The organism is Acinetobacter brisouii CIP 110357, from assembly GCF_000488275.1.
Classification (GTDB): domain Bacteria; phylum Pseudomonadota; class Gammaproteobacteria; order Pseudomonadales; family Moraxellaceae; genus Acinetobacter; species Acinetobacter brisouii.
In genome coordinates this window covers 1,219,893-1,244,789 of the sequence record NZ_KI530762.1, presented here as the reverse complement: position 1 = coordinate 1,244,789, position 24,897 = coordinate 1,219,893, and the positions used below count along the sequence as shown (strand labels likewise).

The 24,897-nt window shown below is 41.1% G+C and carries 26 protein-coding genes; 10 read left to right on the top strand and 16 right to left on the bottom strand.

Annotation, left to right across the window (positions count from 1 at the left end):
* Positions 1-212: 212 nt before the first annotated feature.
* The 4 genes from P255_RS05850 (at position 213) to P255_RS05835 (ending at position 3,255) form a co-directional block, all read left to right on the top strand.
* Positions 213-470: a hypothetical protein gene (locus tag P255_RS05850; protein WP_004901465.1), complete on the top strand. Its 258-nt coding sequence runs from the start codon at positions 213-215 to the stop codon at positions 468-470.
* 168 nt (positions 471-638) lie between these two features.
* The gene (locus tag P255_RS05845; protein WP_004901461.1) at positions 639-1,730 is read left to right on the top strand and encodes a hypothetical protein; all 1,092 of its coding nucleotides are present in this window, start codon (positions 639-641) and stop codon (positions 1,728-1,730) included.
* 27 nt (positions 1,731-1,757) lie between these two features.
* Positions 1,758-2,576: a hydroxyethylthiazole kinase gene (thiM, locus tag P255_RS05840; RefSeq protein WP_004901458.1), complete on the top strand. Its 819-nt coding sequence runs from the start codon at positions 1,758-1,760 to the stop codon at positions 2,574-2,576.
* A 52-nt stretch (positions 2,577-2,628) separates the two neighbouring features.
* Entirely contained in the window at positions 2,629-3,255 is a 627-nt protein-coding gene (locus P255_RS05835) for a LysE family translocator (RefSeq protein WP_004901455.1), read from the top strand.
* A gap of 36 nt (positions 3,256-3,291) precedes the next feature.
* Here the strand turns inward: P255_RS05835 and P255_RS05830 are convergent, their stop codons facing one another.
* Both P255_RS05830 and P255_RS05825 read right to left on the bottom strand, forming a co-directional pair.
* Positions 3,292-3,657, bottom strand: coding sequence for a 5-carboxymethyl-2-hydroxymuconate Delta-isomerase (locus P255_RS05830; RefSeq protein WP_004751980.1), 366 nt, complete (start codon positions 3,655-3,657; stop codon positions 3,292-3,294).
* 13 nt (positions 3,658-3,670) lie between these two features.
* Entirely contained in the window at positions 3,671-5,386 is a 1,716-nt protein-coding gene (locus P255_RS05825; protein ID WP_004901453.1) for an AAA family ATPase, read from the bottom strand.
* A 310-nt stretch (positions 5,387-5,696) separates the two neighbouring features.
* On the opposite strand from P255_RS05825, the gene mdh reads away from it, so the two are divergent.
* On the top strand, positions 5,697-6,869 hold the full coding sequence (mdh, locus tag P255_RS05820; protein WP_004901449.1) for an iron-dependent methanol dehydrogenase: 1,173 nt from the start codon (positions 5,697-5,699) through the stop codon (positions 6,867-6,869).
* A 193-nt stretch (positions 6,870-7,062) separates the two neighbouring features.
* On the opposite strand, the gene P255_RS05815 is transcribed toward mdh, so the two are convergent.
* A complete protein-coding gene (locus P255_RS05815; RefSeq protein WP_004901446.1) occupies positions 7,063-8,241 on the bottom strand; it encodes a helix-turn-helix domain-containing protein in 1,179 nt (392 codons plus the stop codon).
* A 147-nt stretch (positions 8,242-8,388) separates the two neighbouring features.
* Between P255_RS05815 and exaC the strand changes: the two genes are divergently transcribed.
* Together exaC and P255_RS05805 are read left to right on the top strand one after the other, a co-directional pair.
* Positions 8,389-9,900 carry an acetaldehyde dehydrogenase ExaC gene (gene exaC / locus P255_RS05810; RefSeq protein WP_004901443.1) on the top strand — a complete coding sequence of 504 codons (1,512 nt, stop codon included), beginning with the start codon at positions 8,389-8,391 and terminating at the stop codon, positions 9,898-9,900.
* 234 nt (positions 9,901-10,134) lie between these two features.
* Positions 10,135-10,860, top strand: coding sequence for a glutamine amidotransferase (locus P255_RS05805; protein WP_004901439.1), 726 nt, complete (start codon positions 10,135-10,137; stop codon positions 10,858-10,860).
* Positions 10,861-10,990: 130 nt separating this feature from the next.
* Here P255_RS05805 and P255_RS05800 read toward each other — a convergent pair whose 3' ends face one another.
* From P255_RS05800 to P255_RS05775, 6 genes are all read right to left on the bottom strand, one after another.
* Entirely contained in the window at positions 10,991-11,569 is a 579-nt protein-coding gene (locus P255_RS05800; protein WP_004901436.1) for a YceI family protein, read from the bottom strand.
* A 221-nt stretch (positions 11,570-11,790) separates the two neighbouring features.
* Positions 11,791-12,024, bottom strand: coding sequence for a hypothetical protein (locus tag P255_RS05795; protein ID WP_004901434.1), 234 nt, complete (start codon positions 12,022-12,024; stop codon positions 11,791-11,793).
* Positions 12,025-12,432: 408 nt separating this feature from the next.
* Complete coding sequence (locus tag P255_RS05790) at positions 12,433-13,287, bottom strand: EamA family transporter (RefSeq protein WP_004901433.1); 855 nt, start codon at positions 13,285-13,287, stop codon at positions 12,433-12,435.
* A 290-nt stretch (positions 13,288-13,577) separates the two neighbouring features.
* Entirely contained in the window at positions 13,578-14,612 is a 1,035-nt protein-coding gene (fba, locus tag P255_RS05785) for a class II fructose-bisphosphate aldolase (RefSeq protein WP_004752357.1), read from the bottom strand.
* A 121-nt stretch (positions 14,613-14,733) separates the two neighbouring features.
* A complete protein-coding gene (locus tag P255_RS05780; protein ID WP_004901428.1) occupies positions 14,734-14,973 on the bottom strand; it encodes a hypothetical protein in 240 nt (79 codons plus the stop codon).
* A gap of 18 nt (positions 14,974-14,991) precedes the next feature.
* Positions 14,992-16,179: a phosphoglycerate kinase gene (locus P255_RS05775; RefSeq protein ID WP_004901425.1), complete on the bottom strand. Its 1,188-nt coding sequence runs from the start codon at positions 16,177-16,179 to the stop codon at positions 14,992-14,994.
* Positions 16,180-16,325: 146 nt separating this feature from the next.
* Between P255_RS05775 and P255_RS05770 the strand changes: the two genes are divergently transcribed.
* Genes P255_RS05770 through P255_RS05760 form a run of 3 tightly spaced genes read left to right on the top strand, consistent with a single transcriptional unit; the run spans position 16,326 to position 18,492 of the window.
* Complete coding sequence (locus P255_RS05770) at positions 16,326-16,709, top strand: DUF2237 family protein (RefSeq protein WP_004901424.1); 384 nt, start codon at positions 16,326-16,328, stop codon at positions 16,707-16,709.
* Complete coding sequence (locus P255_RS05765) at positions 16,709-17,302, top strand: Maf family protein (protein WP_004901422.1); 594 nt, start codon at positions 16,709-16,711, stop codon at positions 17,300-17,302. Before P255_RS05770 ends, P255_RS05765 begins: the two co-directional genes overlap by 1 nt.
* Positions 17,303-17,319: 17 nt before the next feature.
* Complete coding sequence (locus P255_RS05760; protein ID WP_004901420.1) at positions 17,320-18,492, top strand: ribosomal protein uL16 3-hydroxylase; 1,173 nt, start codon at positions 17,320-17,322, stop codon at positions 18,490-18,492.
* Positions 18,493-18,536: 44 nt separating this feature from the next.
* Here the strand turns inward: P255_RS05760 and P255_RS05755 are convergent, their stop codons facing one another.
* The 7 genes from P255_RS05755 to P255_RS05725 all read right to left on the bottom strand — a co-directional run.
* A complete protein-coding gene (locus tag P255_RS05755) occupies positions 18,537-19,166 on the bottom strand; it encodes a hypothetical protein (protein WP_004901417.1) in 630 nt (209 codons plus the stop codon).
* 28 nt (positions 19,167-19,194) lie between these two features.
* Positions 19,195-19,914 (bottom strand): hypothetical protein, encoded by a 720-nt coding sequence (locus P255_RS05750; RefSeq protein WP_004901414.1) that lies wholly within the window; start codon positions 19,912-19,914, stop codon positions 19,195-19,197.
* 313 nt (positions 19,915-20,227) lie between these two features.
* On the bottom strand, positions 20,228-21,259 hold the full coding sequence (locus P255_RS05745; protein ID WP_004901411.1) for an alpha/beta hydrolase: 1,032 nt from the start codon (positions 21,257-21,259) through the stop codon (positions 20,228-20,230).
* Positions 21,260-22,390, bottom strand: a complete 1,131-nt coding sequence (locus P255_RS05740) for a YdcF family protein (RefSeq protein ID WP_004901409.1) — start codon at positions 22,388-22,390, stop codon at positions 21,260-21,262.
* A gap of 2 nt (positions 22,391-22,392) precedes the next feature.
* The gene (gene murB, locus P255_RS05735; protein ID WP_212749317.1) at positions 22,393-23,430 is read right to left on the bottom strand and encodes a UDP-N-acetylmuramate dehydrogenase; all 1,038 of its coding nucleotides are present in this window, start codon (positions 23,428-23,430) and stop codon (positions 22,393-22,395) included.
* Positions 23,431-23,445: 15 nt separating this feature from the next.
* A complete protein-coding gene (locus tag P255_RS05730) occupies positions 23,446-23,949 on the bottom strand; it encodes a low molecular weight protein-tyrosine-phosphatase (protein WP_004901404.1) in 504 nt (167 codons plus the stop codon).
* Positions 23,950-24,096: 147 nt separating this feature from the next.
* Positions 24,097-24,897, bottom strand: an 801-nt coding sequence (locus P255_RS05725; protein ID WP_023274448.1) for a DNA polymerase III subunit gamma/tau C-terminal domain-containing protein, incomplete at its 5' end; no start/stop codon positions are given.

The following is a 24,897-nucleotide window of genomic DNA, read 5'->3' as shown; positions in this document are numbered from 1 at the left end:
AGACCTTATTTTAACACCCTAAGCAAAATTAAAATTTATGCCAATGAAATGAAACTGAAGAATAAAAACCATGCAATATATTTCGTTACATTCAAAAAATAATCTTGACATTTGTCATTACTATACTTTTCGCATTCTTACATTTCTTCACGCGGCAATCAGATAATTTATGTCAAAGTAGAATAAGGTTCTCTTTAAGGAGGTCAGCGACAATGACGATTAAAGACCAAATCTACCGTGCTGAAAACCTCAAAGCCTTACACTGCTTGCATAAAGCAGGTATTCAGCATCAAGTGATCGCCCTATTCATGACCAGTGAAGGGCTTTCTCTCAACGAGCAAGATGTGACTCTACTTATCAATCTGTACGATGACTGTGGCAAAGTCAAAATACCGCAAAAAAAAGTTCAAGCCATGATTGTTGCCAAAAAACTTGGACAATATGACGACCGTTTCCCTTGCCCTGTATAACCCCTCTTCTCTAGAGCCAGTCTATGACTGGCTTTTTTTCGCATATTTTTTATGGCAGGCGGTGTATAATTTTGGGTTCAGCTATTATTTGAATGGGTCATTGCCTTGTTTCAGGTTTTAAATAAACAACTCGATGCCAGCACACTTTGCCCGCTTTGTCATGCTGCCATGTTTTGGGTAGATGCGGAACAATTTGATCAAGACATTCAATTTTATCAATGCAGTCACTGTGAACATAGAGTATTCCCAACAGGTAACTTTACTTGTCACTGTGCTCGCTGTAGCCAGCAACGTAAAAAAATTCTAAAAGAAACGCGTCAACAAGAACTGCAAAAATACCGAAAAAAAGATCTGGTTGCTCCCTCTCTAGAACAGTTGAGTTTGCTACAAAAACTCTTTTTACTTGCACTGCTCGATGACTATGTACGTGAAGATTCTCAACACGATGAATATATTCACTGGGAAAAAATCAAGTTTTCCAATATTTCGCCAAATTATCATTTTCAACAACAACTGGCGAAGCAACTACAAAAAGAGCAAATCTTCTGTGCCACAACTGCCTGTGATGAGCCAACTACATTTTATTTAAATGTTCGTTTAGATGGTTATAGCGAACCAAGCCTGTTTAGTATTACTCAGCAACTGCGCAATTGGTTCTATTTTAATTTGACGCTGGGCATTCCATTTAAAAGCAGCGATGAAGTGAAAGCTGTGCTTTATGATTTGTTATATCAAGAAGTTATACAATTTATTCAGTCCATCTGTAAGATGTGGAAAGTACAGTTTACTTCACATGCGTCTTTTCAACAGTTATGTTATCGCTTGTTAGAAAGCCTTTCTGTTGAACAGATTTTCTATTTGGCACATACGGCACTCTTGTATTTACATGAACAAAAAGCTTTGGAAGCACGCAATGATGGGTTTATTAATACACACCGTTTGAAAAAAACCATCACTCAATATCGTGAACGTGCCATTGCTGAAAAATGGGAAACGCCAAGTTTCCCACGACCTGAACATTTGCCGATGAGCAAAATGAGTCAGATTTTATATTTCCGTTTTCTCAATTATGACCAACGTATTTTTAGCCAACCTATCTGGCATCTCTGGAAAAAAATCCAGCCTCGCCTAAATTTTTACTCTGACAAACGCTGTATGCACTGCGGTTCAAATGAACTGGATGTCGAATACGATGCAGGAGATTATGTGACTCTGACTTGCCGCAAATGCCAGCATCAGGATCATTATTTTACCCATTAAACACCAAGAAATTCACAGGACATTTTTATGCTTGAACGTTCATTTTTGATTGAACAAGTGATTGAAGCTTGGCAAAAATTACAGGCAAATACGCCACTGGTACAATGTATAACCAATCAGGTTGCCAGCAACTATGCTGCAAATGTCTTGCTCGCTTGCGGCGCATCGCCTGCCATGATTGATAACCCGTTTGAAGCACAAAGTTTTACCCACATTAGTTCAGCGCTTAGTATTAATTTGGGCACACCGACTGAACAACAAATGCAAGCCATGCAAATTTCGGCACAAACCGCTCAGCAATATCAAAAACCGTGGGTACTTGACCCTGTCGGCTATAGCTCAGTTTTAAAATGGCGTAGTGACATGGTTGATGTTCTACTGCAATATCACCCGACAGTTATTCGTGGTAATGCTTCTGAAATCAGCACTTTGGCAGGAAATCAAAGTTCATCCAAAGGTGTAGATAGCACGCTCAGCAGTGATGCTGTTTATGCACAGGCACAGAATTTATTGCAGCATTGTGACTGTGTTGCAATCTCGGGGGCAAGTGACTACATTTTGAGTGATGAAATCCGTCAAGTGATTAAAATCAATGGTGGTTCAGCACTACAACCTAAAGTGACGGCAACAGGTTGCGCTTTAGGTGCATTGATCGCGGCTTATTGTTCTGTGACCTCACCAATGCTTGCGTGCGTTACAGCACATGTACATTTTGCGATTGCAGGACAACTAGCAGCTGAACGCGCACCACTGATTGGACAGTTTTCCGTGGCATTTATGGATGAATTGTTCAGTTTGAATGCCGAGAAAATCGTGCAATATGCAGATATTGAGTTGCTGGGCTAGAAAACCAAACATTTATGTGTAGAATTTGGGCAAAAATAACAGGAACAATAACATGCCCTCATTCCAATTACTCAGTACATTTCTGCTCACCACCTTAATTTTTGCCTATCTACCAGGCCCTGCCATGCTATATACCGCAGCACAAACTCTTGCTCGCGGACGCAAGGCAGGGCTCATGGCATCTTTAGGGATTCATTTTGGGGGATATGCTCATATCGTTATTGCTGCAACAGGTTTGACAATTTTATTTCATGCTATTCCCGTCGCCTATACACTGGTCAAAATCTGTGGTGCTCTTTGGCTCATTTGGCTTGGGTTAAAACTGCTGATTGCCCGTAACTCAAAACCGTCTTCAGATTTACAGAACCATCAGCAACAACGTGCCTTTTCTGAAAGTATTTGGGTTGAAATCCTTAACCCCAAAACTGCTATTTTCTATCTCGCTTTTTTACCTCAATTCATTGATGCTCAAGCCACATTTCCGATTTGGTTACAGTTTTTGATCCTTGGCACAATCGTCAATTTGGCTTTTAGTTCAGCAGATGTAGTTTGTGTGTTTTGTGCAGATTTGATTCTGAAAAAATTAAAAACTTCAGGACGTGGACAACATATATTTCGTTATTTGAGCGGCAGTATTTTTATTATGTTAGGGCTACGTTTAGGATTGTATAAAGACTAAAAAATAAAGGGTGGAGACTGCCCTCCACCCTATTGGTTAATATTGAATACTTTGTTTCGCATACTGATTTTGTGGCATTTCCAAGATTTCTGCACACACCTGCACTGACAGTGTATAGGCTTCATAATCTTTAAAACTCAATAAAGCCTGTAGCAAAATCTGACTCAGTTGCTGCTTTTGTTCCTCTGTTCGCCCACTTAACACCGATAATTGTGCATGAATATAACCTTGAGTATCATCATTGTCCCCGATCACAAACACTTCGTCTTTATGAATACGTGATTTAAGGTCTTTCGCTTGAAATAACCCTGTTGCGATCAGTTGATGATTTACATGTTTAAGGAGTTTTTCCTGACTCAAGTTATGAATGTTACGTGAATATCCAATCACTAAATGTGGCATACGCTTGTCCTTTTTATTCGATAAAGAGTAAGGCTAATCTTACTTGATCATAGCCCATTTTCGGTTGGGTTGCTTCAACAATTGGACGCAACTTAATCGAACCATCTTCATTAAAGTTTTCAGAACGTTGTCCTTTTTTCAAGCGCTTATAAATCTTGCGAACTTGCTCAACCACTTCATCTCCAGGATGTGCCACAGAAATATCAAGCCCCTGTTCTTTATGTAATCTTGCCAAGTGGTTAATAATCGTGGCAGGTGTCAAGCCACGTTCCTGTGCAATATCCATAATTTCATAGCCATTTTCAAACAGCTCTTTGGTTTCATCCAGAGTACTGCTTGCATAACTATTTTTATCGGCATTTTTGGCGAACTTGCGTTCATTTCGTGCAATTTCACTGGCGTTGAGCGTCCCACCACAGTGGCGGATAAATGTTTGATGTTGGGCAGTCAAATCAATATTGGCAAAATGCTGCTCAGCTTCTTCCGAAAGTTCCTGAAAACGGCGATCAGCTTTTATGGCTAAACTGTCTAGCTCCAATGCCTGATCGTTAAATCCAGTCAAACGTAACCCTTCTAAAGATTTTAAACGGGACAGTGCCACATAACCCTGACCTTTCTCAAAGGTATGGCTCAGGTTAATTTCCGCAGCTTCCAAGGTCATGCCCTGACTTTTGTGAATGGTAATTGCCCATGCCAAACGCAGTGGAATTTGCTGAAAACTGGCAATCGCCTTACCTGCATCATTTTCAACTGACCAAGTTTCTGGTTCGACCAAAAGCACCGAACCATCGCTCAGTTGAACTTTGGGCAATAAGCCATGTTCATCATCTTCTTCAAAACCAATGACTTCACCCAAGCTGCCATTGATATATCCCATGTCAAAATTATTTTTAACAAACATGACCTTGGCATGTTTTTTCAAGGTCAGTTCTTCTGGAGCACGCACAGAAGATTTTAAAGTTTCCAGCAGCTTTTCATTACCATCCAACACCGCATTAAACTGGTGGCTTTCGCCATCAATCGCATTTAAATGTTGAAAGTTCAAGTTATCAACATCCAGATTATGCGTGTACAAACGAGTAAAGGTTTCGCCAATATCTTGCTGGCGTACACTGGTCAAGGCTTGTATATGATTATGCTGTAAATCCTGTGCCCGAATCGCATTTAAAATCTGGTTTAAAGTTTCATCATCTTGGCGATGCTGCTCGGTCAAATAACAAACCCGAAATTTTGCTTCAACCCAAGCCTCTGACATAAAACAGAATTTATCACGGTTACGTTCTTCATTTTTACTGACAGGTGGCAACTGGAAAAAATCTCCCGCAACCACGACCTGTATGCCACCAAATGCTTCGTCACTTTCTTTAAAATATTTTAAAACCTGATTGACCAAATTTAACTGTTTGGCATGTAGCATCGAAATTTCATCAATAATGAGCACCTGTGTATTTTCCAGATGCTCTTTGAGATATTTACGCTCTTTCATACGCTTTAGGTCATCATCGCTCAGCGTATCTTTAATCCCAATACCCGCCCAAGTATGGATGGTCATACCGTTCATATGTGTTGCTGCAATACCTGTCGATGCAGTAATCGCAACAGGTACTTTTCTTATTTTAAGATATTGAATATATTGATTAAGTGTATAAGTTTTACCTGCACCAGCCGAACCCGTTAAAAAAACATTTTCGCCTGCTTTTAAAAGTTTCAGCGCTGTCTCTTGTTTCATAAGCCCATCAAAATCTCAACAATCTTGCATAGCTTAACCAGTTTCTAAACATAAGGGAAATTTCCTGTTTGAAGTGTTATTTTTTTACTTTATAAATCCAGTAAAAATCTGAGTTTTTTACTCAGATTTTTGCAACAAATAAAAATAAAATCATTCAAAATTAAAGATATAATTAGACAACCTACCAAATAAAATGTTGGTAGGTATTTGGTAGGTAGGAAATTTTAGAGCAGCTAACAATACTAGCGACATGGTGAAGTTAATCGCCTACAAAAGAACACAATGGAATAATGGAAGAAGGAATCGCTCCATGGCTTTTAAAAATATTGCTGACCAAACTAACGGTTTTTACATCCCTTGCGTGTCTTTATTTGGACCAGGTTGTGCAAAAGAAATCGGAACTAAAGCGCAAAATCTAGGTGCAAAAAAAGCACTGATTGTTACTGACCAAGGTTTATTTAAGTTTGGTGTAGCAGACACAATTGCTCAATACTTAACAGATGCTGGTGTAGAGAGCCATATTTTCCCAGGCGCAGAGCCAAACCCAACCGACATTAACGTACACAATGGTGTAAAAGAATACGTTGACAATGGTTGTGATTTTATCGTTTCACTCGGTGGCGGTTCTTCACATGACTGTGCAAAAGGTATTGGCCTTGTTACTGCAGGTGGCGGTCATATTCGTGATTACGAAGGCATTGACAAAAGTACAGTTCCAATGACACCGTTAATCGCAGTCAACACAACTGCAGGTACTGCTTCAGAAATGACTCGTTTCTGTATCATTACCAACACTGATACTCACGTTAAAATGGCAATTGTAGACTGGCGTTGTACTCCACTGATTGCAATCGACGATCCTAAACTCATGATTGCTAAGCCAGCAAGCTTGACTGCTGCAACAGGTATGGATGCCTTGACGCATGCTGTTGAAGCTTATGTTTCTACTGCTGCAAACCCAATTACAGATGCATGTGCTGAAAAAGCCATTACCATGATCAGTGAATGGTTACGCCCTGCGGTTGCCAATGGTCAAAACCTTGAAGCGCGTGATGCAATGAGCTATGCACAGTACCTTGCAGGTATGGCATTCAACAATGCATCTTTAGGTTATGTACATGCAATGGCTCACCAGTTAGGCGGTTTCTATAACTTGCCACACGGTGTATGTAATGCGGTACTTCTACCACACGTTTGTGAGTTTAACCTGATTGCTTGTCCTGACCGTTATGCACGTATTGCGCACTTGATGGGTGTAAATACTCATGGTCTAACTGTGACTGAAGCTGCTTATGCTGCAATCACTGCCATTCGCGAATTGTCTTCTTCTATCGGTATTCCTTCAGGCTTGACTGAGCTTGGTGTAAAAACTGAAGATCTTGATGTGATGGCTGAAAACGCTCAGAAAGATGCTTGTATGTTAACTAACCCACGTAAAGCAACACATGCTCAAGTTGTAGATATTTTTAAAGCTGCTTTGTAATCTCTTTTAAATGCTGTAAGTTTTCTCCAGATAGGCTTCTCACAAAGTTCGCTTTGTGAGGGGCTTTTTTTATTTTAAAAAACAAAAGAAGACAATGCGATGCCTGAGCAACGCAAAAATTATTATTGTTATTTATTTAACTTTTTGTTTTTATTATTTATTGTTTAAATTTTTCGATTTGGTTTTATATGACTTACGCATCTTTATACTTTTCTAAGACCTGATGAGCAGGATGAGTTTCTGGCAACAACTCGATCAGGCGCTCAACCGCATCAATGGCATCGGGCACATGTGCAATATGTTTCAGTAGCGTATCCGTATCTTTGGCTTTAAAAATCGCATCACTTAAACGAGACTCTAAACAATCACGCCAAGCGCATAAAAATGGACTTTCGGTTTTCGCTAAAAAGACGCCTGTATACAAGCGTAAAGCTGATTCCAGATAGCCTGCATCCAGTGCTTGCTCTGCCTGTAAAAAATCCGCCTCCACTTGCGCTAACAAGCGATATGGGCGCGAACCTAGCATTCCACCGAGCAAATCACGTAGCTGTGACATTTCTGCCTTTAACGTCCCCATACTGACCTTACGTTCGCCATAGAGTGCGCTGTGCAACTTGTCGAGATTCATCCCTTGTGGGCAAAGTGCCAAAATGGTCATAATTTCGAATTGGCGTGGAGTCAGCACCAACACTTTGCCATTAAACAACACTTGCGAAACAGAAAAAGCACGAATATACAAACGTTGTTTTTGCTGTTCGAGCAGTGCGGTTTGAATGATCGAAGCACAACGCTCAACCGCGAGTACGCCTAAAGTATTATGATTTTTCCATGTGGTGGATAAATCTACTACGCCAAGCAACTGATTTGAATATGGATCAACAATTGGTGTCGCATAACAAACCCAGTCATGCACCGATTCCATATAGTGTTCACTGGAAAAAACACAGCATGATTGTCGAGTTTTCAGCGACAGTGCCAAGGCATTGGTACCTACCGCATCTTCACTCCATTTGCCACCAGACACAAAATGTACCTGCTCAGCCTGAGCCTGCATTTCACGGCTTGCGGCTGTCCAGACAATGGTACTACCAACGTCACCAATTGCCAGAACCATTGAGGATTGCTGTGCAACGTGCCTTAATTCAGCCTCACAGCGTTGTAGCGCTGAAGCTAGGGTGTTGCCCTTAAATGCAGTATTGTCTACCAATGGCGCAGCCATGCGCTCTTTTGGAATGCATGCAGAAATACTTCGTTGCCAGGAGCTCATAATGCTCTGACCTACTTCTTGAGCTTGTTGAGGCGACCAGGAGATGCTCTGCCTTAACTGCTCTACCGCACCTCGGTGGTGCGATAAATCTTTCTTCGTAAACATTTGTATATCCCTTGTATAGCTGGCAAATTCCAACCTTTTTCCAACCTAATTTATGATTATTATTATATCCGTAATGTACCAGAAGTACTTTATCAGAAGCAGTATGCTTTTGTTAGATGATATAAAATAAAGCAAAGGAATTTTCACATGCGCTATCTTGATCCGAATCAACCTGGTTCAAAAGTTCAATTCAAATCTCAATATGAGAACTTTATTGGTGGTGAATGGGTTCCACCTGTAAAAGGCGTGTATTTTGAAAATAGCTCTCCAGTTGATGGTAAAGTTTTTACAACTGTTGCACGCTCAAGTGCTGAAGATGTCGAGCTTGCGTTAGATGCTGCACATAAAGCAAAAGCTTCATGGAACAAATCATCTCCTACAACTCGTTCTAACTTATTACTTAAAATTGCTGACCGTTTAGAAGAAAATCTGGAAGTTCTTGCGGTAGCAGAAACTTGGGACAATGGTAAGCCAATTCGTGAAACACTTGCTGCAGATATCCCTCTTGCAATTGACCATTTCCGTTATTTTGCAGGCTGTATCCGTGCACAAGAAGGCGGCATTTCTGAAATCGATGAAGATACCATCGCGTATCACTTCCATGAACCACTAGGCGTTGTGGGTCAAATCATTCCTTGGAACTTCCCGATCTTGATGGCGGCATGGAAAATTGCACCAGCATTGGCTGCAGGTAACTGTATCGTTATGAAGCCAGCTGAGCAAACACCAGCAAGTATTTTGGTTCTCATTGAATTGATTCAAGATCTTCTCCCACCAGGGATCTTAAACATTGTAAGCGGCTTTGGTGCTGAAGTAGGTCGCCCACTTGCAACTAGCCCACGTATTGCAAAAGTTGCATTTACAGGTTCAACTGCTGTTGGTCAATTGATCATGCAGTATGCAACAGAAAACATTATTCCTGTAACACTTGAGCTTGGTGGTAAATCACCAAACATCTTCTTTGAAGACGTTATGGATCAAGACGATGACTACCTAGACAAAGCGCTTGAAGGTTTTGCAATGTTTGCGCTTAACCAAGGTGAAGTTTGTACTTGTCCTTCTCGCGCACTTGTTCAAGAAAGCATTGCTGACAAATTCCTTGAAAAAGCAATCGAGCGTGTAAAACGTATCAAAACAGGTCACCCACTTGACACAGATACCATGATCGGTGCTCAAGCCTCTGTTCAACAGCAAAATAAAATCTTGGGTTGCATCGAAACAGGTCGCAGCGAAGGCGCTCAATTATTGACAGGTGGTTCTCCTCGCCATGACGTTGAAGGTGGTTTCTATATCGAGCCAACAATCTTCAAAGGCGAAAACAACATGAAGATCTTCCAAGAAGAAATCTTCGGACCTGTATTGTCTGTAACTACATTCAAAGACTTTGACGATGCAATGAAAATTGCAAACGACACTATCTATGGTTTAGGTGCAGGTGTATGGTCACGTTCAGCACACACGTCTTACCGTGCAGGTCGCGCAATTGAAGCGGGTCGTGTATGGACCAACTGTTACCATATCTACCCTGCTCACGCAGCGTTCGGCGGTTACAAACGTTCAGGTATCGGACGTGAAAACCACAAAGACATGTTGAACCATTATCAACAAACTAAAAACTTGTTGGTAAGCTATTCAACTAAGGCAATGGGTTTCTTCTAATTTAGTTTTAGCCTTTTGTAGCAAATTTGCTACACTCTACAGCGAACCTCGATTCGCTGTATTTTTTATTCCAAGCTGATCTAGATGTAACAATTCACGATTGTTTAATTTAGATCAGCTTTTTTATGTCCTGTCTTTTCCTATAACCTATAAAATGCATTTTAAAAATAACATTTGATGGACTTGATTTTTTCCACTGATTGTTTATGTTTTTATTTTACTTCGCCTGTTTTTATGATTATGACAACAATACTTCATCCCAATTTACCCAAAACAGTTTACGCCATTCAGCATCTTGCCTTTGAAGATTTAGGCGCACTAGAAGACGTATTTTATCAATATGGTTTTCGCGTCCGCTATTTTGATGCGGGAGTTGATGATTTATCAGCCGCGCTTGCCTACGATGGTCTAGTCATCATTTTGGGTGGCCCTATCGGGGTTTATGAGCAGGATGATTATCCATTTTTAGTCGATGAAATTTCAGGCTTAAAACAGCGCCTTGCCGATAACAAACCAACTTTAGGAATTTGTCTTGGCGCCCAACTAATTGCCTATGCTTTAGGTGCTCAAGTCTATGCAGGTCACGCCAAAGAAATCGGCTGGAGTTCACTCAGTCTATCCGAAGCAAGCCATAATCCTTTGGCAGCACTTGGAAATACTGCTGTATTACATTGGCATGGTGATACTTTTGATTTGCCTGCCCAAGCAGAATTACTGGCAAGTTCTGAACTGTATCCGAATCAAGCATTTAAGATTGGACAAAATATTCTGGCATTTCAGTTTCATATTGAAGTGGCAGAAGAAGATCTGGAAAAATGGTTAATCGGGCACACTTGTGAACTGCGCAAAGCCAATATCAATATTCCACAGTTACGACAAGATAATCATCGTTATGCACCAGAGCTTATGTCGAAATCGGCAGAAGTGTTGAAACATTATCTTACCCATTTAAACATATAAAAGCTGTTTTGAATGGAAGCTATCGACTGTATTAAATATTTCTAATATAAAAATAGTTTGAAATTTTTCAGCAATAAAAAAGCCCTTATCTCAAGGGCTTTTTTAAATGACATCACTGTATTTTAAGCGATTACTTAGCAGCTTGTGCTTCAGTTGTAATATTTACAGTAATCAAATCACCAACGTTTGGCACATAGTTCGCGATGCCAAAGTCTGAACGTTTAAAGCTGGTTGTTGCATTAAAGCCAACCGCTTCTGCTTTAGTCATTGGGTGAATGCCTTGTTTGTTTAAAACAGCTTTTAAAACCACTGGTTTAGTAATGCCTTTAACAGTCAGGTTACCTGTGATGTTAAAGTGCTTTTTATCTTTAGTTTCAACTTTTGTACTTACAAAAGTGATGTTTGGATATTTTGCTGCATTAAACCAGCCTTCTTCCTGAAACTCTTTATCCAAAGCAGGAACGTTAGTGTTTACGCTGCTTACAGGAATAGTTACGTTTACTGAAGAATTAGCAGGTTTTGCGTTATCAACATTAATCACACCTTGAATAGCAGAAAAGTTTGCGCTTGGTGTAGAAAAGCCAAAGTGATTCCAAGAGAAAACTGTTGCTGTATGTGTAGGGTCAATTTTATAAGCTACAGGTGCTGCTACAGTCAATGAGCTCGCAACTGCAACTGCTAAACCAAGGGATAATGCTTTGAAATTCATTTTGTTTGTCTCGTGATAAACTATATGAGAGATATTCTAAACTTTCATCCAAAAATTACACTGTTATAGATAAAACGGTTTGTTGCATCGATGCAACAATCTTTACCGATTCTTAGCCTGATTATATTTTTTAAAATTTATCTCAACCTTATAGATAAATCGCAATTAATCCATTTTATTATTTCTCCATATAGGAAAAACAAAAAGAATGTGAATATGGTTTATGGAATAAGTTTAATAATTTCAACGAGCTTTTTTTCTAAAAACTCTTGATATTTTACTTGCTCTTGCAAAAATTCAACCCTTTCCAGAAGTTCCTCATCGCTTAAGATGATATTTTTTTTCTTAATCAAAACCCTTAATGATTGAATTTTATCACCCCGCTGGATGACCACATTTCTCAGAAAATTTAGCTTTCGCTCTAAGCGTTGACGTTCAAGATCCTTATCAATCATCTGATCTAGTCCCGTATACATAAATTAAATAAATTTCACGTAATAATTGGTGCAAAGAATAGCATTATCTGTGTAGCAAAACATAGTTAAACTGGAGAATTTTCAAACAAAAATTTATCGCATGATAAATAAAATAGTAAATAAATTTAATAATTTAAATTTATAAAAATACTTATATTCATTCGGCATTAAAAATTAACTGAATGGAAACCCAGACCTTTATTGTATTCAATGAATTGCTTTTGCCCACGCAGATTTTGAGGAATTTAGCCTTTCCGATTGGCGGTTTTGATGATGCAATTGAACTAAGAGTTTAATTTAGTCAATCTGGGTTATGATTGTTCAGTCATGTTCACTTTGGGCTATCGCAGTGAGCAAGACTTTAATGCAAAATTACCAAAATCACGTTTAAGCCATGCTCATCGCTAAACACGCCACGCCGACGAGGCTCAACAGCAAGCCCACAACAGTCATTAGATTTGGCTTTTCCTTGAAGTACAGCAAACCGCTCAGTACGCCCAATGTCACCACACTGACATTCATCACCACAAACACCACCGCAGGTGCATCTTTGAGTAACTGATGGGCTTGGACATATAAGGCAATATTGGCAAAGTTCAGTACACCAAGTAACATGCCCGCGGGGAAGTTTTTCGGTTGCCATTGCTGCTTAGATAAGCTCACAAAAACTGCTGAAGTTATGCCTGCCAGCATAAACATCAAGTTGAGACTCAAAGCAAACTGCTGTCCCAGACTGCTATTGTATTTCAATAATATATCGACCAGTGCATAACCTGCCCAAACACAGGCAAGAAACAGCCCTGCTTTGCTAGATTGTTCTTGTGGCATCGCCTGTGTTTTCGCAGCGATCAGACTCAGCACCGCCACAACACCCAATACCACACCAAGCAGTTTTAGGCTAGAAAATTGCTCATGAAAAACAAAATAGGCTGCCATTAACGACAGAACCACGGATAAACGCTGAGCCACTTCGGTTTTGATAATGCCTGCATGTTGCAAGGATTTGGCCAAACAGAAAAAAATTGTCGGCAATAACATTCCTAACAAGCCAATCAACCACCACGGTGTTGCCTGTAAACTCAGATGCGTAAAGTCAGGTTTAAACCATAACCAACATAAAATACTCGCCGTGACATAATTCCAGACAATCATTTGTAAGACTGCGTAATCTCGTTGCTTAAATTTTTTCAAGACAATAGACACAGCAACGCTACACAGCGCAGCAAAAAAAATGAGACTCATGTATACACATCCGAATTTTGATACATTGGAAGAAAAATATTGGTGTGGTTTGCTGAATGATCCAAGATAAAAAAATCATGATTACAATCGTTGATTTTTCATTTTAAATCACTGTGTATAGAGAATAATCAACCGATGAAACATGAAGTTTTTACGTGCTAATTTTTGCATCAGTTTTGTTGAATGACCCATGCTTCAGTGTCGATACAGTATCTTGCTTAAAGCCAGTACACCTTAAAATAAAAAACCGCCCTTTCAGACGGTTTTTTAGAATCAAGTCAACGACTCAATTAATAACGCTCAACCATTTTCTCTAAAGAAATTGGGCGAATCTTGTCAGCATTACCCGAAGTACCAAATGCTTCATAACGGTCGATACACACTTGTTTCATTGCATCAACAGTTTTCGCGAAGTATTTACGTGGGTCAAATTCAGCAGGGTTTTCTGCCAAGAAACGGCGAATCGCACCTGTAGATGCCAAACGTAAGTCGGTATCGATGTTGATTTTACGTACACCGTGCTTGATTGCTTCAACCAACTGCTCTACTGGCACACCGTAAGTCTCACCAATGTTACCGCCAAATTCGTTGATTACTTTCAACCATTCTTGAGGAACTGAGCTTGAACCGTGCATCACAAGATGTGTGTTTGGTAATGCCGCATGAATTTCTTTAATGCGGTCAATCGCCAAAATGTCACCTGTAGGTGGACGAGTAAATTTGTACGCACCGTGTGAAGTACCAACTGCGATTGCCAAAGCATCAACATTGGTGTCAGCAACGAACTGAGTCGCTTCTTCAACTGAAGTTAACAATTGAGAGTGGTCAAGTACGCCTTCTGCACCCACACCATCTTCTTCGCCTGCCATACCTGTTTCAAGGCTACCTAAACAACCGATTTCACCTTCAACAGAAACGCCACACGCATGTGCCATTGCAACAACACGACGCGTTACATCAACGTTGTAGTCATAGCTCGTTGGTGTTTTACCATCAGTTCCCAAAGAACCATCCATCATGACTGAGCTAAAGCCCAACTGGATTGAACGTTGGCACACGTCAGGGCTAGTCCCGTGGTCTTGGTGCATTACCACTGGAATATGTGGCCATTCTTCAACTGCTGCCAAAATCAGGTGACGCAAGAATGGTGCGCCTGCATATTTACGAGCACCCGCAGATGCTTGCACAATAACAGGTGAGTTAGTTGCATCTGCAGCTAACATAATTGCACGCATTTGTTCTAGATTGTTTACGTTAAATGCTGGTACGCCGTAGTTATGTTCTGCAGCGTGATCCAAGAGCTGGCGCAACGAAATAAGTGCCATAGTATCCTCCCAGGTAGTGGGCCTTATTCTACATGTTGCTGAATAGCAATTCAGCATCAAAAAACATCATTTAAAAAAAAATCCCTGCATAGGCAGGGACTTTTATTAAAAAATCAACAAATCATTGAGCTTTTGCATCGGAAACTGGCGCATCAGCATCTTTGACATCTGTATTTTTTTCGTCCAGTACAGGTTTATCTAAAGCATTGATTTGCGCTTGCTGTTCAGGTGTCGTTGGTTTGTCATCTTCTGATACAATCACAGATGCCTGCCCAGTTTTGGCTTCCTCTGACTTTTTTGAACATGCAGTGAACGCAAGTGATGCAAGACACACCAATGCAATGATCAGTTGTTTTTTCATAAAACGCTCCTAATAGGCTTAGGCACGCTCAAGCAAGACTGCAACTGCTGGCAAAGTTTTACCTTCTACAAATTCTAAGAACGCACCACCACCTGTTGAAATATAACTGATTTGAGATGCAACGTTATATTTATCGATCGCAGCCAATGTGTCACCACCACCCGCAATTGAGAAGCCTTCACTTTCCGCAATCGCCAATGATAGCGCTTTTGTACCTTCGCCAAATTGATCGACTTCAAACACCCCGACAGGTCCATTCCATAAAATAGTTTTGGATTGTTTCAATAATGTTGCAAAAGTTGCTGCTGTTTCTGGCCCAACATCCAAAATCATATCGTTTTCAGTAACATCTTCAACTTTTTTCACAACCGCAGGCGTATTGGCTAAAGAACCCAAGAAGTCTTCAAAGTTAATTTGAGTCGCATCAGCAACCACAACGTCAGTTGGCAAAGGTACAGATACTTTTGCAGCAATGGCTTTTGCAGTGTCAATTAAGTCTGCTTCGTACAATGATTTACCTACATTGAAGCCTGCCGCTGCAAGGAAGGTATTGGCAATACCACCACCAACGATCAACTGATCACAGATGGTTGAAAGTGAAGTCAATACATCGAGCTTAGTCGATACTTTAGAGCCCGCAACAATTGCCACCATCGGTTTCGCAGGAGTCTGTAAAGCGCGACCCAAAGCATCAAGTTCAGCAGCAAGTAAAGGACCTGCAGCAGCAACAGGAGCAAAACGTGCCACGCCTTCAGTTGACGCTTCTGCGCGGTGTGCTGTACCAAAAGCATCCATCACAAATACATCACAAAGTGCAGCATATTTTTGTGCAAGTTCAGGGTTATTTTTCTTTTCGCCGTGATTAAAACGAACGTTTTCAAGCAATACCACCTGACCTGCTTGAACTTCAACGCCATCTAGGTATTCAGTGATCAGTTGTACATTTTGACCGAGTGCTTCAGTTAAATATGCTGCAACAGGCGCTAAAGATTGTTCAGGTTTTGGCTCGCCTTCCACTGGTCGACCGAGGTGTGAACACACCATGACCGCAGCACCTTTTTCAAGTGCAGCTTTAATTGTTGGAAGTGCAGCACGCAAACGTGCATCACTGGTAATCACACCATTTTTTACAGGCACGTTTAAATCTTCACGAATAAGGACGCGTTTCTCCGTTAAATCAAGGTCTGTCATGCGCTGAAAATTCATGGAATGCTCTCTTTTGCGTTTGTGGAAATTAAAAATCGCGCCATTTTAAATGATTATGCAAAAAAAAATTAGCTTCTTTAGTAGAAAAGCTGTAGAAATATGTGGTTTTGATTATGATAAAGCATCTTTAAAAAAAATTAACATGTATGTCTATTCATCCAGATCCAAAAATCAACCGCCTGAATGTCTTTGGTGATGCACTGGCAAGTTGCTGTTTTGACCCAATTACGGGCTATTTTCGCAATGGTTTTTGCCATACGGCAACGACTGACTTAGGGCAACATACGGTATGCGCTAAAATGAGCGCGGACTTTCTGAATTTTTCACAAAAAATTGGCAATGATCTGATTACACCACTGCCCGAAATTGGTTTTCCTGGACTTAAGCCTGGTGATTTTTGGTGTATCTGTGTCACCCGCTGGGTGGAAGCCTATGAAGCAGGTCATGCACCCCAACTCAAACTACAGGCTTGCCATCAATCTGTGCTGAGTTATGTTCCTCTCGACATACTGATGGACTTTGCCTTCTAATGAAACAACCTCAGATTATCTTGGCATCAAGCAGTCAGACCCGAAAAGCATTGATGGATCGGTTAGGCTTGGAGTATCTCGCCATTGCTCCTGATATTGACGAATCGAGTCAGCAAGAAACACACGCTGATGATCTGGCAAAACGTCTGGCTTTTGAAAAGGCTCGTGTAATTGCTGGACAATACCCTGACGCGATTGTGATTGGCTCAGATCAGGTGGCATGGCGTGAAACTGCACCGCAAGACTTTATTGGGAAACCGTTGACTGTTGAAAATGCCACTCAGCAGTTACAACTTAACTCAGGTAAGACAGTTTACTTTAGTACGGGTTTAAGCGTGCAACATCTGGCTTCAGGCTTTGAACAGACTTTGGTTGAGCGCTACCAAGTTCAGTTCCGAGAACTCAGCCTCAACGAAATTCAGCGCTATATTGAAAAAGATCAACCATTACACTGCGCGGGCAGTTTCAAATGTGAAAGTCTAGGAATTAGCCTATTTTCCAGCATGACTGGACAGGATCAAACCACTTTGATGGGGCTGCCAATGATTCAACTGTGTAAACTACTGCGCCAACTCAATATTCAAATTCCTTAATTTTTAAAGGTACTCGCATGTCTCAACCTTTAACCATTTTAGGCGGTATTACCGCAGAACAATTTCTCAATGAATACTGGCAGAAAAAACCACTGCTAGTTCGTCGTGCATTACCTGAAATTGCCAACATTTTAGAACCAGATGATGTTTTGGAACTGGCACTCGAAGACAATGTCAGCGCACGTTTGATTAAGCAAAAAGACCGTGATCCAAACCAGTGGTCGGTGAAATCCTCACCTTTAGCCAAAAGCGATTTCCAGAAAATGCCAAAATTATGGACGCTGCTGGTTCAGGCCGTTGACCACTATTCAATGGATTTGGCGGGACTTTGGCAACAGTTCAGCTTTATTCCACAGTGGCGTCGCGATGACATTATGGTGTCTTATGCACCCAAAGGCGGTTCAGTCGGCAAACACTTCGACTTCTATGATGTGTTCTTGGTACAAGGTTATGGTCATCGCCGCTGGCAGCTTGGACAAATGTGCGATGCAGACACGGCTTTTGTACCCAATCAACCGCTGAAACTGTTGCCAGATATGGACATCAATTTTGATGAAGTGCTTGCCCCGGGTGACTTGTTGTATGTGCCACCAGGTTTGTCACACTACGGTGTCGCAGAAGATGACTGTCTAACCTTCTCATTTGGTTTCCGTATGCCAAATGTCGCCAACATGATGGATCGCGTCAGTGACCAGTTTGCCGACAATGCACGACTCAAAAATCCATTGCCAGATATTCAGCGCACACTTCCTCACCGAGTCGGTCAAATTGATGCAGAAGAACTCAGCTACCTTAAACAGCAAGTTCTCGCCCAATTACAAGATTCGCCTCTGCTCGATGCTGCGATTATGTCGCTGATGAGTGAGCCGAAGTACCCAGACAACGTGCCTGAACCTGATGAAATTGAAGTGGCTGATTTAGAAGCTGTGCTTGATCAAGGCTATTTATTACAGCTCGAACCTGCTTCACGCTTACTCTACAAACAACAGGACGATGAAACACTGTTTTGGGGTAATGGTGAAGCACTGTGCATCTCACCTGAATTTGCTGAAATGCTTGTAGCAATTGCCGATGGTCAATGTTTTGAATTAAATCAGAAATTTGCTTCCGAAGAAATTTTGGTGGATTTAGCACAATTGCTAAATGATTCAATTTTGATGCTACTGCCACCTGACGAAGACGCTGAATAAGTCAACCGTGTGACCTAAGTTTACTTTAGGTCACACTAAATCAATTAGCGATTGAGTATGCGGTAGATCGGTAATAATGCCATCATTAACACTACAAAAAATCCTGCATAGCGTACCCATGAATATTGTGAACCTTTACCCTGCCAGACTTGTAGTTGTATAGAGTCTACTACCAAATTTTCACGTTCTGTCAGTTCTGCCAGCGCTGTATAATGTACATTGAAATTTTCTTTAGCAATCGAAAATGGATCTGAACTGATCACCAGCAATACTGGCTCATTGCTCTTATAACGATGGTCATCTTCATCACCAAATACTTGAGGATGGTATTGTGCACTTTCACTTGGGCGAATTCCGCCAAGCCAACGCATATTCACTTTGCCTTGTTGCAATGCGTGTCCTTTCACCACAATGACAAAACGATAAGGGTTTTCTTGACTGGTTGGGAAGTCAATTGCAATATTTGGGCGTTTAAATGCATCTTGTATTCGGGGCATTTCACTACGGTTAATGGCTGCAATCTGTTCAGATGTCAACTGAATGGAATTCACTAAAGTCTGACCATATTCTCCAGCATGTGGCTCATGATCGACTCGCACACATCCCGAAAGCAATACAGAAAAAATCATGCATAACCATAAGCAGACTGGTATTTTTATAATATTAAGATTCATGTTGTTACTCTATTTTTTCATCGTTCAATCAAAATACAGCCACACTAATATGCCCACCCAACAACCAGCGTAGTACTTTGCCACGGTCTTGTTCGGGTAGAGACAAGCTATATTCAAAGGCTCGAATTACCACATCACATTGCTTGCGTTTATCTGTAGCCACTTCACCCTGATTAATCATGTCTGCGTCTGCACCATATTCTTGACGCAAATGCTGAGCAATACCCATCCATGCAGCTGGAACTTGCATACGCTCAACCACAGACCGTGACCCTGAATGAGTCAATATATAAGTCAAAGCATCAGCAGACTGCTTTTGGGTTGATTGTGCAAGAAATTCACGTAATTGCTGCGGTGTATTTTTACTATACAAAGGAAATGAGATCGCAAAGCAACGATCTGCTTGTCGTGCATCATATAATTGTTGTACATAAGCTTGTGCCCAAAGATATTGCCCCTGATCATCTGCCTGTTGCTCAATCACACGGCGTAATGACCACCACAATGAACTCGCTACCGCCGTATCAACTTCATTTGGCTGTGCCGAATTAGCAATTTGTAAGGCTTCTTCATAAGACTTAGCATCATGCTGCTTCAATGGTTGTAACAGCACCAACTGACCGAGCTTTTGCTCACGTTGTGCAATCGGATTATTTTGAGGTATTTGATCTGATTTTGATTGTGAAAAACGATTTAATCCATAAAAAATCGCAAAAATCACGCCGACAATTAAAAATAAATTTCGCATAAGTCAATGAATATATAGTGTTATTATTGGTTACAAAACATTAACATAAATAGAAATATAAAAACACAATAGATTTTTTCATAATTGTCTACACCCTCTTTATTTTCCTCCCTGAGCGAAATTGGAATATATTCCAATACAGCGCAAGAGAAATAAAAAGGATTTATGAAAGAAATTTAATATATTGACTCAGCAGCTCCTTCTTTCGCCTTTTAATTTTAAGAAGCTATCTCATGACAGAATGTTGGTTCCTTGATAAAAAATGCCGAATCCTTTTAGGACTCAGCATCTTATCAATATTAATCACTTTTGATTATTCAAAGTAAAGTTGGCTATGACTGGCATGTAAAAATGCAGGAATTAGACCTGTGAGTGCAGCACGAATATCAGCACGCTCATTGATTAATTGATGCGAACCTTCTTCAAGCATCAATAAAGTCTGTAGGCGGAATTTTTTACGAACAAATTCAATATTGTATTTCCAGTCTACGGTCTGATCGAGCGCACCTTGTGCCAGCCATACAGGAATACGACAAGCTGGGCGATCCTCCATTTCCTGCATCCATTTCGACATGGCCAAAATCCAGTCCATCCCCATGATGCGTGGTTGCAATGGGTCAGTTAAACGGATAAAACGCAAAAATTCAGGGTTATGGTTATTGCGGCGAAAATGGCGCGGCACTTGACGGCGCACACGACGAATAATCCCTAGCCCAACAGGGTTATGCCACCATGCCGTTTTAGCAGGTCGAACCAATGGCGACAGCAACAGAACTCGATCAACAAATGGGTTTTTGCGCTGCTCAGCATATACCAGTAAGTGATGCATAAAAATTGCACCGCCCGTACTTTGCCCAATACCCAACCATGGTTTCGGAAGTTGATCAGCATTTTTTACATAATGATAAACAGCGCTAAGTACATCCTGATAATGGTCAAAATTTTGAATACTGGCAGGTGAACCACTACTTAAGCCATGACCAGGTAAATCGAACACCAGAACACTAAAGCCTTGCGATAAAATTTCCTGAATAATCGGCTGATAAATTCCACTATGTTCCAAATAACCATGTAGCAAAAATACCGTACCGCGCACAGGTGTTATTTGGGGCTCAAAAACCTGAGTATGTAATTTAAACAAAGGCATTTCAATATACCCCTGCCAGTGATTACATTGTAGTTGGTCTAGACCATACAGTTTCTGATAAGCCAGCAAATCATCCGAAGGCTCATAAGGGCGGTTTAAATTGAGTGCAGGCAATAAGCTGGATGTGACTTCACGACTCGGCACAGGCAGTTTGAGCTGTTTTAAAATTGATGGCGTTAAGAATGGAATATCAGCCATTTAAGGCACCTCCCGACAATCACTCACACCAAACAGTGCATCACGAATGGTAGCAAGTAATTCATAGTTGGCACGGCGGCTATGGTCATAGTTTTGTACCGATGGTTTCCACATGGTTAGTGGCATCGGCATGGGTGCATTGACTGGAATCGTCGCAATCCCATTCATGGCAAATAAACGCCGGGTTCGCGGCATATGATATTCATCAGTGACTAGCATCACTTTGGGTGCTCCGCCTTTCTTTTGTAATAATAGTGAACTAAACCGAGTGTTTTCGCAGGTATTCATACTACGATTTTCTAACAATTTCGCAGAAACACCATGCTGGTTGAGCCAGCTTTGCATATACGGTGCTTCTACACCACTCAATACAATCGGTAAATTGTTTTGTTTTTCTAATGCCAAGGTTGTTTCTAAACGCAACCGCGTATAATCATTCACCACAATATTCTTACGGTTTTTTGATAAAGTCAGACCCCCACCCAAAACAACAATTGCTGAAGGTCGCGTTGTATCGATACGGCGAGACTGACTGTTATTTTCCTGTTGTAATTCACTATACATCTGTTGATTTACAGCTTGGCTCACACTGGTATTGACAGGAAAAGTTTTTAAAAAATGAATATATTTGTCCATGAGTGCCAAATTATCAGGCATATCCAAACTCGCTATTTCACTGGCAAGCTTTGTATTATCCGCCTCAAGCTCCTCACGTAACTCATGTTTTTTATGTTTGATGACCTGCTCAATCTGCTGGTCAGACTGCAAACTGTCTTCGTGTTCCTGATTATGCTTAATCTCTGACTGCAATAGATCATAGCGTGCCTGAATCAAATTCAGGCTTGCCGCATCTTGCCGCCGTGCAGCCTCTTGCATGACTTTTAAATATGCTTGTCGAGCCACCCATAAGTCAGAACCAGGTTCTAAATCATCATGCTCACTTAAAGCCGCCATTTGCTGACTGCGCGCTGCTACAGTATTAACTTCAACAGGGGTAAACCGATTCAACAGGAAAACAATAAATTTGGAATAAAATGGGGTATATATCAACACTGTCAGACATGCCAGCAAAGCGAATAGCACAGCAGCCATTCGCACAAAGCTGATCATCCAATGTTGTTTATCAGTCATCGCTACACGCTCACATGCGATTGAATTAAACCAGATTCATTAAACAATACAGGCTCTGGCTCAAGAACAATATTAAATTTTTGTTGGACTGCTGCCTGAACAGCACGATAAGTCTGTTGTACGTCAGTCAAGTTAGCCGATTCATAATTGACCAAAACCAGTGCCTGACGGGCAAACATACCAACAGCGCCCAAACGCTTACCTTTCCAGCCTGCCTGATCAATCAGCCAGCCTGCTGCAATTTTGACTGCACCATTTTTTTGCGGATAATGAGGCAAGTTAGGGTATAACTGAGCAAGTTGCTGATATTGCGCTTGTGAAATGAGCGGATTTTTAAAAAAGCTTCCGACATTTGGAAATTCCGCAGGATCGGGTAACTTGCTTTGACGAATGGCAATGACCTGTTTTTGCAGATTTTCTGCGGTTTGTTCCTCGCCAACTGCCTGACGTAAATCACCATATGCCAACTGTAAATCTGGTGTTTTACGCAGCTTAAATGTCACACCGACAATCACATAACGGTTTGGGTGCTCTTTAAAAATACTATGGCGATAAGAAAAATGACATTGCTCGGCAGCAAGTTGCGTTAACTGTTGCAACTCACGGTCATAGACATGTACCTGCTCAATAAATTCCCCAACCTCAACGCCATACGCGCCAATATTCTGTACGGGACATGCACCAACCAACCCAGGAATCAGGGCTAGGTTTTGTAAGCCAAACCAGTGATGCGCTGTGCTATACAATACAAACTCATGCCAGTTTTGCCCTGCGCCGACATGTACAGAAACATGCGAATCTGTCTCTGCAAGCACTTCTATTCCCTGAATATCCATATGAATAATCAAGGCATGTACATATTCGGGCAATAAAATATTACTACCGCCAGACAAAATCAGCACATTTAACTGCTGCGCACTGGCATAGTCCAAAGCTTCTTGCAACGCCTCCACAGAAGCAACTTTGACATAATGCGAAGCAACTGCCTGTAAATGCAATGTATTGAATGCTTGTAGTTGAAACGCTTGTTGAATTTGAATCACTGACACAGAACCTTATTGTTTTTGTGAAGACTTAAATACATTGACCCATGCCTGACTGGCAATTTCACACTGATCGAGCACCCGTTCAAACCCTTTTGCACCACCATAATATGGATCGGCAATGGCTTGACGCTGCAACTCGGTTGCATGTTCAGTCATCATACAAACCTGAGCACGAAGCTGAACGAATTGCTGTTGGGCGTGGTATTCAATTTTCTGAATATTTTTTAGATTTTGTTCATCCATCGCCAGAATTAAATCAAAATCCAGAAAATCGTTGAGAGATAACTGTCGCGCACGTAACACTGACAAATCATAACCGCGCTGACGTGCATGTTGCTGGCTGCGTGAATCAGGCGCTTCACCAATATGATAGGCTGCTGTTCCAGCAGAATCGACATGTACATTCAATTGATGCTGTTGGCAAAAATGTCGCAATACAGCTTCGGCAGTGGGAGAACGACAAATATTTCCCAAGCACACACACAAAACCTTATAAGGTTGTTGCGAAGACATGTCTGACCTCAATAATGGCTTAAATATCAATTGTATTCTTTTCATTTCCACGATGAAATACAGCTTAATAGACTTTATTTAAACAAATGCTATTTCTTGTAAAAAAATCAACAATGCTGTATCTCATGATGTTAAAACCCAACAAGATTATTCATGCTTGAGTTCAATCTGTTGAATATCCCCATCGAAAGTACGTAACAGTTGCTGAACCACCTGATCCTGATGGATGAGTTCAGCAGCTCGCTGCTGTGCTTTTTCACGGCGCAGATGCTGCATGGCATAAGGCGTTACCTCTGTAACGTCACCATACTGGACTGAAAAGCGGGTATTTGCCCACTGCTCTTTCAATGCCTGCTCTAAATTGTGCTGTTGCTGGGTTAAAAGCTGCTCATATTGCTGTGGAATATGAAAGGTACTCACACCATCAATCTGACCATACATTAAGCCATATTGTGCCAGTTCCTGCACCGCAGGTGATAACGCACTATTTCTAAACCAGTATTCCCATTTTTCAACTGTCCATTCCCCTTCAAGTTGCTGCTTAGGCAACTTTAAGATGTCTTGTGGCATCAGGTTTTGTGCAACAGGTGGCTCACTCACGGTCAACTGCTCAATAGGCATAACTGCTTCGGGAGCAGACTCTGTAAATAAGCTCAATGCCTCATGTTGATCTGGAAAAACGGATTGTTGTTCTACAGCCAACTGTGGTGTTGGCTCAACATATTCAGGTTCAAACGGAAACAGATTATCTTCAGCATAAATATCTGCGGCAATCACAGTTTGCTGAGCGGAAGGTAAATCCACTTCGATCAAGGTACTTTCATCAAGTGCATCAAACTGTACCAACCCTTGTGGCAAATCAGCTTGTGACTGTTCTTCATCAATCGGCTCAGGCTCAGGCTCAGGCTCAGGCTCAGGCTCAGGCTCAGGCTCAGGCTCAGGCTCAGG